The 8,434-nt window shown below is 64.0% G+C and carries 8 protein-coding genes, 2 tRNA genes and 1 rRNA gene; 6 read left to right on the plus strand and 5 right to left on the minus strand.

The window, feature by feature from the left end; all coding sequences use genetic code 11:
- Positions 1–8 precede the first annotated feature (8 nt).
- Positions 9–126: ribosomal RNA gene (rrf, locus tag CKJ85_RS11625) — 5S ribosomal RNA — on the plus strand.
- Between the two features lie 856 nt (positions 127–982).
- Here rrf and CKJ85_RS11630 read toward each other — a convergent pair.
- The 3 genes from CKJ85_RS11630 to CKJ85_RS11640 are packed head-to-tail and all read right to left on the minus strand — an operon-like array spanning position 983 to position 3,131.
- Entirely contained in the window at positions 983–1,336 is a 354-nt protein-coding gene (locus CKJ85_RS11630) for a CrcB family protein (RefSeq protein WP_095546446.1), read from the minus strand.
- Positions 1,337–1,338: 2 nt separating this feature from the next.
- Positions 1,339–1,686, minus strand: a complete 348-nt coding sequence (locus CKJ85_RS11635) for a CrcB family protein (protein WP_095554412.1) — start codon at positions 1,684–1,686, stop codon at positions 1,339–1,341.
- A gap of 20 nt (positions 1,687–1,706) precedes the next feature.
- A complete protein-coding gene (locus CKJ85_RS11640; RefSeq protein ID WP_095554408.1) occupies positions 1,707–3,131 on the minus strand; it encodes a sodium:alanine symporter family protein in 1,425 nt (474 codons plus the stop codon).
- A gap of 208 nt (positions 3,132–3,339) precedes the next feature.
- On the opposite strand from CKJ85_RS11640, the gene pgm reads away from it, so the two are divergent.
- Positions 3,340–4,998 carry a phosphoglucomutase (alpha-D-glucose-1,6-bisphosphate-dependent) gene (pgm, locus tag CKJ85_RS11645; RefSeq protein WP_095554409.1) on the plus strand — a complete coding sequence of 553 codons (1,659 nt, stop codon included), beginning with the start codon at positions 3,340–3,342 and terminating at the stop codon, positions 4,996–4,998.
- A gap of 111 nt (positions 4,999–5,109) precedes the next feature.
- Here pgm and CKJ85_RS11650 read toward each other — a convergent pair whose 3' ends face one another.
- Positions 5,110–5,787: a DUF3800 domain-containing protein gene (locus tag CKJ85_RS11650; RefSeq protein ID WP_095554410.1), complete on the minus strand. Its 678-nt coding sequence runs from the start codon at positions 5,785–5,787 to the stop codon at positions 5,110–5,112.
- A 27-nt stretch (positions 5,788–5,814) separates the two neighbouring features.
- The gene (locus CKJ85_RS11655) at positions 5,815–6,411 is read right to left on the minus strand and encodes a bifunctional 2-polyprenyl-6-hydroxyphenol methylase/3-demethylubiquinol 3-O-methyltransferase UbiG (protein WP_095554411.1); all 597 of its coding nucleotides are present in this window, start codon (positions 6,409–6,411) and stop codon (positions 5,815–5,817) included.
- Between the two features lie 88 nt (positions 6,412–6,499).
- Here CKJ85_RS11655 and CKJ85_RS11660 point away from each other — a divergent pair, with 88 nt between their 5' ends.
- From CKJ85_RS11660 to CKJ85_RS11675, 4 genes are all read left to right on the plus strand, one after another.
- A complete protein-coding gene (locus CKJ85_RS11660; protein ID WP_255396027.1) occupies positions 6,500–7,003 on the plus strand; it encodes a MauE/DoxX family redox-associated membrane protein in 504 nt (167 codons plus the stop codon).
- A 114-nt stretch (positions 7,004–7,117) separates the two neighbouring features.
- Positions 7,118–7,882 (plus strand): thioredoxin domain-containing protein, encoded by a 765-nt coding sequence (locus CKJ85_RS11665; RefSeq protein WP_095536529.1) that lies wholly within the window; start codon positions 7,118–7,120, stop codon positions 7,880–7,882.
- Positions 7,883–8,024: 142 nt separating this feature from the next.
- Positions 8,025–8,097: transfer RNA gene (locus CKJ85_RS11670), tRNA-Ala, on the plus strand.
- Positions 8,098–8,122: 25 nt separating this feature from the next.
- Positions 8,123–8,195 (plus strand) — tRNA-Ala (locus CKJ85_RS11675).
- The last annotated feature ends 239 nt before the right edge of the window (positions 8,196–8,434 follow it).

An 8,434-nucleotide genomic window follows, 5' to 3' on the forward strand; every position in this document is an offset into this window, starting at 1 on the left:
TTGGGTGTGTCGGTGGTTGATGGCGGCGGGGAAACGCCCGGTCCCATTCCGAACCCGGAAGCTAAGCCCGCCCGCGCTGATGGTACTGCACTCGGGAGGGTGTGGGAGAGTAGGTTACCGCCGACCCAAAACTATAAATAATTGAATAATTGTGTGTGCGCCCCGGCCCCGGGGGTGGTGGGATCATGTGTTGATCCGCACCGCCCTTTGTGGCCGGGGCGTTTTCCTGTGCGCGTAGCAGGGTGGGGGGAGCCTGGCCCGCCGAGACGCGTAACCTGCCGCCGGGGAGTAGCCGTTGTCAGCTGCCGTCTGTGACGGGCATCAATGGCGGGGGCTCGGCCGACCCACGAGGCGTGCGCATATGGCGCTAGCTCCATCTACGGCTACCAGACGGATGCGACCAGGGTATTTACCGGCGCAACCGTACAAATGGAGCTAGCTCCATATAACGCAGCCCGCGCCGAAGCCGCACAACCATCGCAGACCAAGCTGTGGCCGTGCCGGGGGCTTTACTCTGCCACCGCAGAGTAAATGGGAAGCGTGGACCGCCGTGGTGCCTACGCTGTCGCCGCAGGGTGCCACCCGGTTGAATATTCGGGCAAAGGCTAGGCGGACACTCTCTGCCGCGCGATCGCCTGGCGTTGCTGTTGCTACCGGGGTCCACGCGCGCTGGCGGACCGCTTGGCCCAGCGAGGAGGATATCTGACGAGATCACCTTGACGAAGATGCGAGACGAGGTCCGTGAATTCGTCGCCCTCTTCTCGTCCAACACACAGCTGCCATCAAACACACGGTCTTCTCGTCAAACACCCGACACCACACCCCACCGAAACACCGAGCCAGACGAAGGCCACCCCGAGCCGGCAACCACACCGGCGGCGCCCACCCCACCCACCCCGCCATAGCAAGGTCGACCGCCCTACCGAGCAGCCGTGGAGTTAGGAACCCGACGGCCCCGCGTCACGTCGAGGAGGGCGCAGTCCTACCCGAATGCGAGAGCGCCCCAGCGGAGCCCGAAACCGGCGGCGACGAGGCTCAGCACTGCCGTCGCTAAGGCGTAGCGCACCAGCTCGCTCCAATTCCGATCACGGATGAGCTGGCCGAGCTCCTTGGCCAGGGTGGACCAGGTGGAGAGGGCGCCGGCGAAGCCCGTGCCGATGGCCATCGCGACCAAGCCACCGTGGCCGGAGACGAAGCCGAGGATGGAGCAAGCGACCATATTCGCGGCCCACGTACCAACTCGAGGTGCGGGGATACGCGCTAGCGCCCACCGGGAAACGCCGCCGGCGAAGGCTCCCGCGAAGATGGCAACCGTGGTCCAGATCAGCAAAGCCATGCTCAGGGCCTTGCCTGTGTGCGGTAGGGGTGGGGGGACGTGGCGTCGGCAAGCAACCAAGCTCCGACGCAGACGATAAAACTCACCGCGATGATGACGAGCGCCCAGATCGCGCTGGACGTGGCTGCGGCGACCGTCATCGCGGAAAAGGTGGTGAAGCCGCCGAGGGCACCGGTGCCAAGGAACGGTCCGGGCTTGAAGTAGCCCATGGCGAAGGATCCGGCGGCGTTGATGCCCAGCGTGGCAAGGGCAGCGGAGCCTGGGATGACGGCGACAAGGGCGGCGCGCAAAAGCGCCCCCAGTGCGGCGCCGAGGCCGACGAGGAGCGCTTCTTTGAGTGGACCCTGCATGTCGCCAGCGTAGCAGGCGGCTAGTGCCAATCCCAATCCATGCCTTGCTGTTGGACGAAGCGGGCGACGTCGTCAGGCGACTTCTTAAGCTTGGGGTCGAACCTAAGGTATTCGCGGGTCTCGCGGGCGACGAGCCCAGAGAGGATGAGTAGGCCGATGAGGTTCGGGATGGCCATGAGCCCGTTGGCGAGGTCGGAGAAGGTCCACGCGAGTTCGAGCTCGGAGGTCGCGCCGACGAACGAGAGCGCGGTGAAGAACATTCGGTAGGGCACGCTGATCCACTGGCCAAACAGCGCCACGATGGAGCGCTCGCCGTAGTAGGACCAGCCCAAGATGGTGGAGAATGCGAAGAAGATGAGGGAGATCGAGACGATCGTCCCTCCCCAGTGGCCGGGCAGCCCCTCGGCGAAGCCGGCCGCGGTCATCACCGCTGCCTCGTCGCGCCCCATCTGCCAAGTGCCGGAGGTGACGATGACCAGGCCGGTGATGGTGACAACGATGATGGTGTCAATGAACGTCTGGGTCATGGACACCAGCCCCTGGCGCACGGGGTGCTCCGTCTTCGCGGCGGCGGCGGCGATGGCGGCGGAGCCCATGCCCGACTCGTTAGAAAAGATGCCGCGAGCCACGCCGAACTGGATGGCCAGCATGATCCCGGAGCCGACGAACCCGCCAGCGGCGGCGGAGCCGGAGAACGCGCCAGTGAAAATCGCGCTCAGCGCCGCCGGGATCTGGTCGGCCATGGTGATGAGCACGGCGATACCGCCAACCACGTAAATGACGATCATCAGCGGCACGAACGCGGCCGTGATCTTGCCAATGCCCTCGATGCCGCCGAGGACGGCGGCGCCCACGCAGAGGAAGATGAGGATGCCGGAGACGACCGGGTCGACGCCGAACGCGTCCTCCATGCCGGCGGCAATCGAGTTGCCCTGGGCCAGGTTGCCGATGCCAAAGGACGCGAAAATGGTAAACAGCATGAATGCCGCCGCGAGCACCTTGCCCAGGCCACCGGGGATACCGCGGCGCAGGTAGGTCTGGGGTCCGCCCTGCTGCTTGCCGTGCTTGTCGGTCGTGCGGAAGCGAACGCCCAGGTAGGCCTCGCTGTACTTGGTGGCCATGCCGACGAGTCCGGTCACCCAGATCCAGAACAGCGACCCCGGACCGCCGATGGACAGCGCGGTGGCGACGCCAACGATGTTGCCCGTGCCCACCGTCGCGGCGAGCGCCGTGGTGAGTGCCTGGTAGTTGGAGATGTCGCCGGCGCCCTCGCTGCTCGTATCAATAAACGCATGGCGCGTGGCGCGCCCGAGCGTGCGGAACTGGATGCCGCCGAGCCGGATGGTGAGGTACAGGCCGGTGCCGAGCAGCAGCGGCATGAGGACGAAGGGCCCCCAGACGACGGTGGACACCGCGCTGAGGACGTCATTCAACGATGAGGTCATAACTCCACGTTTCGGGCAGGAATTGGGGATAGGCTCACGCCGCCGTCGCGCTGCCGTGCGCAATGCGAACGGAACTTTGGACGTCAGAATAACCTGTCGAGTGACAAAAATACGAATCCTGGCAGAAATTGGTTGGAGCATGGAAGATGGGGGTGAGCAGGGGGCGTCGAGAAGCGGCGCGCCTGACGGAGACACAAGGAGCACGCACATGGCACACGAACGCGCTGGTCAACTCGCCCAGCCCGGAGACCTGATCGACATCGCCGCGCTAGTCACGGCTTATTACACGCGCGACATCGACGCGGAGGATCCTGACCAGCAGGTCAGCTTCGGCACCTCCGGGCACCGCGGGTCCGCGCTGGACAACGCGTTCAACGAGCCGCACATCCTGGCCACCACGCAGGCCATCGTGGATTACCGCCGCGCCAACTCCATCGGCGGCCCCGTCTACATCGGCCGCGACACTCACGCCCTCTCCGAGCCGGCGATGGTCACCGCGCTCGAGGTCCTCATTGCCAACGAGGTGCCAGTGCTTGTCGACGCCGCGGGGCGCTACACCCCCACCCCCGCAGTCTCGCACGCGATTCTGGCGCACAATGCCAAGCTCACCGGCGGCGTGACCGGCACGGACCCGCAGCGCGCGGACGGCATCGTGATCACGCCCTCGCACAACCCGCCGCGCGACGGCGGCTTCAAGTACAACCCGCCCAGCGGCGGCCCTGCTAGTGCGGACGCCACAGACTGGATCGCCGAGCGCGCCAACCAGTACCTCGCCCGCGGCCTGGAGGGTGTGCGCCGAGTCAACGTCACCGGCGTGCTGGATGACCGCGCCGAACGCTTCGACTTCCTGGGCAACTACGTCGACGATCTGCCGAATGTGGTGGACATCGACGCAATCCGCGGCTCCGGACTGAGCATCGGCGCGGACCCGATGGGCGGCGCGTCGGTGGACTACTGGGGCGCAATCGCCGAGCGTCACGGCCTGAACATGCAGGTAGTCAACCCGAACGTGGACGCCACCTGGCGGTTCATGACGCTGGATACCGACGGCAAGATCCGCATGGACTGCTCCAGCCCGAACTCCATGGCGTCGCTGGTGCACAACCGCGATAAGTACGGCATCGCCACCGGCAATGACGCGGACGCGGACCGCCACGGCATTGTTACCCCGGACGCCGGGCTGATGAACCCGAACCACTACCTGGCCGTGGCCATCGAGTACCTGTTCAGCCACCGCGACGGCTGGGCCGATGGCACCGCAGTGGGGAAGACGCTCGTGTCATCCTCCATGATCGACCGCGTTGTGGAGTCGCTTGGCCGCACGCTTGTCGAGGTCCCCGTCGGCTTCAAGTGGTTCGTGCCCGGGCTTATCGACGGGCAGATCGGCTTCGGCGGCGAAGAGTCCGCCGGCGCCTCCTTCCTGCGCAAAGACGGCACGGTCTGGTCCACCGACAAGGACGGCCTGATCATGGACCTGCTCGCCGCCGAGATCACCGCGGTGACTGGCAAGACCCCGTCGCAGCGCTACGCGGAGCTGGCCGAGCAATTCGGCGCGCCCGCATACGCGCGTATCGACGCCCCCGCGAACCGCGAGCAGAAAGCCACCCTCAAGGCGCTCTCGCCGGACCAAGTCAGCGCGACCGAGCTCGCCGGCGAGCCGATCACCGCGAAGCTCACCGAGGCCCCCGGCAACGGCGCAGCCATCGGCGGGCTCAAAGTGACCACGGAAAACGCCTGGTTTGCCGCCCGCCCGTCGGGCACCGAGGACAAGTACAAGATCTACGCGGAGTCCTTCAAGGGCGAAGAGCACCTCAAGCAGGTGCAGGAGGCGGCGAAGGCCGTTGTCGCCGACGTGCTGGGGGAGTAGGGGCTACACAGGGGTTGCCGTAGTCGAAGCTGCGCGACTAAGCTGTGGGTGAAACCGGCGATAAGTCCTCCAGGGGAGGACTTCCCACCTTCACAGGCGGGATAGCCGGTTTCAGTGATTTTCAGGCCGGCCCCAGGGGGTAAGTAGCGTGGAGAGCGTTGGTTTAATACAAGGCTCGAACCATGTACATTTCTTGCCCTCGAGATGACGCTGAACTGCCCAAAGACCGTAATCCGCCACCTGGAGACCCCAAGAGGATTGCGCAGTCCATACGCAAAGTGTGATGTTTCTGCTGATCTGGTCGCAGACCTCTGCTACCGCTTCGGACGCAGCTTTCCGTATCTGTTTGGTGCCAAATTCTGCGACGACGACGTAGAGCTCATCGTCTGGCTGGGATACCTGTAGGGCGATTTTCTTAAGATGAAGAAACCACGCCATTTTGTAGAGTCGCAATGGTCCGTCGGCTTTGACGTATGGATATGCGTTCGCTTTGTATAAAAAAGTCGTGTCGAAACGTGGCGCTTGGCTCTTGATAAGTGAAAACATTTCGTTTCGAGTCTTGGCGGAATCGTCGACAGCGTGGAAACCCCTTGCGAGAGATATGCCTTCCTTGGAGCGACTCGCCCTGAGATGAAGGCCTTCGATGAGATCATCTCCGTGACGCGCCGTATCGAAGGTAGCTGTCCCGAAGCCGAAATACGTTGACGCGCCACCGCCTTTCGGGTTTGGGGAGCCTTTGTAGTCAAGGTTTCCAGTTTCGTCTGCGTAGAGGTATATGCGTCGAGACATTGAAGAAAATTGTGTAATGGTGCAGGGCTACTGTCCAGATGCCGGGCGCGCGAGCTGGGCAACCAGGAACGCCGAGTCCTGGGTGAACGGCTGGAGGTCCCAGCTCTCGTAGCAGTACTGGACCGCGAAGCCGGCTTCCTTGGCGGTAGCGAGGAAGTCGTCGAAGCTCCAGCCGCGGCCCGCGCCGAAGCCGACGAAGAGGCGGCCACCGGGGCGCAGGGTGCGGAAGATGTTTTCCAGCGCCGGCGCTCGGCCGGCGGGGTCGAGGAAGCCCATCACGTTGCCGGCACACACGGCGACGTCGATGTCGCGGGCGGGGATCTCGTCCTCGGAGAGGTCGCCGACCAGCCAGGTGGCGTCGGGGAAGTCCTCCTTCGCGTGGCCGATGAGGATCGGGTCGAGGTCGGTGCCAATCACCTCATGTCCGCGCTGGGCGAGGTAGCCGCCGACGCGGCCGGTGCCGCAGCCTGCGTCGAGGATGCGTGCGTGGCGGGGCACGGTGGCGTCGATAAGCCTGGCCTCGCCGTCGATGTCCTTGCCTTGGGCGACGAATGCTTTCCATCGCTGTGCATAATTTTCGGAGTGGGCGGGATTCGCGGTGGTGATGTCTTTCCAGGTAGGCATGGTGCCGAGTATATGCGAGTTACAGATCACACCATTAATCGGAGTGAAGGCTTCCCGGGGTATGCAGCACTGCGCTACGCTGCTGGTTGTGACGACAATAGATGCAACGGACGCGCCCGAAAAGCAGGTGGAGGCGAAGCGCAGCACGCGCGCGCTCGTGCTCGACGTGCTTTCGGCGGCGGCCCGATTTTTCATGGCCTACGTGTGGATTAAGGCGGCGATCCCGAAAATCGGCGCCGTGCTGGACGTGACGCAAACCATCGCCGCGTACGAGATTTTTACACGCGACTGGTCCTACCTACTCGCGCACATCATCGGCCCCCTCGAACTCGCGGGCGGGCTCCTCCTGCTCCTGGGGATCAAGCTGCGGCCCGCGGGCTGGGTCTCCATCGGCGTGCTGAGCCTGTTTATTATCGGCATGCTCTCCGCGTGGCAGCGCGGCCTGATCATTGACTGCGGCTGCTTCGACCCCAACACTGAGGGCACCGAGGGGACAAACCTCCTGGCCACCGTGGGGCGCGACGTTATCTACATCGCGATCACGCTGTTCATGATCTATCGCCCGTTCAAGAAATTCGCCATCTACCCCTAGGGCCAGGTCGTGCCGTATAATCCGCGGGGTAGAGCGGCGCTTATCGACGCTACCGAAACCCGCGTGGCAGCGCCGACCGGCCACAACCGCTTCTGATATTGAGGAGAACCTACATTGACCACTCGTAAGGTCCAGAACCCGAACGCGAAGGGTGGCGCCGGCTTCATTTGGGCCATCGTCGCCGTCATTGCGATCGCCGCGATTGTGATTGGCATCATCGTCTTCAACGGTAAGAAGGACCGCAAGGACGCGATTGCCGAGGAGATGATTGACACGACCGGTATCACCTCTACCTGGGAGGAAGGGTCCGACGTGATCCACCTCGCCGCCGAGGGTGCGGAGGACGCTCCGGAGGCTGACCTGTTCGAAGACTTCTCCTGCTCCCACTGTGCCGAGCTGGAGGAAGCGACGGGCGACCAGGCGCTCGAGGCGCTGAAGGCAGGCGAGATCCAGATTGAGCTGCGCCCAATGGTGGCGTTGGACGGCCGTGGCGACGCGTACTCGCCGGATCACTCCACCCGCACCCTGGCGGCGGAGCTGGCACTGTTCGCGCACAACGACACGAACGCCGCGCTCAACCTGCGCTACTACCTGTTTGGGAACCAGCAGGACGTGTACAAGAAGCTCGAGGCTGAAGACCTGGCCAAGCTGGCCGAGGACTACGGCGCATCCGGGGATGCCGTGCAGGAGATTCGCGACGGCAAGTACATGGACACCGCGAAGGAGGTCTCCGACGCGAACATTAAGCTGCAGGAGGACCGCACCAAGGACGCCCCGGCCGACCAGCAGGGCGCTTGGACCCCGCGCGTGATGGTCGACGGCAAGGACATTGAGGGCGACCGCGACGCTTGGGTGGAGACCCTGAAGAACAGCAAGTAGCCCCCTGCACACCCCGCCCGGCCCCGCCGGGTGGAGTTGTCAGAATTCGCGCCCGCAGGCGATTTGGTTCGCCAGCGGGCGCGCGTGTATATTGAGCAAAGTGCTTCGGGCCGGTCGCTGCTGGTCCATGCAATCCCAAACTGGGGCTATGGCGCAGTTGGTAGCGCACCACACTGGCAGTGTGGGGGTCACGGGTTCGAATCCCGTTAGCTCCACTCCTACAATTACATATTCACCTACGGGGCTATGGCGCAGTTGGTAGCGCACCACACTGGCAGTGTGGGGGTCACGGGTTCGAATCCCGTTAGCTCCACTTTGGCACGCTGCCCGGCTGACTCAGTGAGTTGGCCGGGCAGCTTTTCGTTGGTGCGGGGTGGAAGGTACCTGGCTCTGGCCGTGGTTGGCGGCGAGGTGCGGCCTGTTTGAGGGTTAAGCGACAAAATGTGTGCTTTTCTCGGCGTGTCGACTTAAGCGACAAAATGTGTGCTTTTTTGGGGGTGGGATGGGTGGTTTTTGGGTGTGTTGTGCTGGGGTTATGTTCGTCCTGCCCAG

The organism is Corynebacterium sp. NML 150383 (assembly GCF_002285085.1).
Taxonomy (GTDB): Bacteria; Actinomycetota; Actinomycetes; order Mycobacteriales; family Mycobacteriaceae; genus Corynebacterium; species Corynebacterium gottingense.

Excerpts from the sequence above, each read along its gene's own strand:
- CKJ85_RS11630 (WP_095546446.1), bottom strand. The coding sequence starts at position 1,336 with ATGGCTTTGCTGATCTGGACCACGGTTGCCATCTTCGCGGGAGCCTTC.
- CKJ85_RS11635 (WP_095554412.1), bottom strand. The coding sequence starts at position 1,686 with ATGCAGGGTCCACTCAAAGAAGCGCTCCTCGTCGGCCTCGGCGCCGCA.
- CKJ85_RS11640 (WP_095554408.1), bottom strand. The coding sequence starts at position 3,131 with ATGACCTCATCGTTGAATGACGTCCTCAGCGCGGTGTCCACCGTCGTC.
- pgm (WP_095554409.1), top strand. The coding sequence starts at position 3,340 with ATGGCACACGAACGCGCTGGTCAACTCGCCCAGCCCGGAGACCTGATC.
- CKJ85_RS11650 (WP_095554410.1), bottom strand. The coding sequence starts at position 5,787 with ATGTCTCGACGCATATACCTCTACGCAGACGAAACTGGAAACCTTGAC.
- CKJ85_RS11655 (WP_095554411.1), bottom strand. The coding sequence starts at position 6,411 with ATGCCTACCTGGAAAGACATCACCACCGCGAATCCCGCCCACTCCGAA.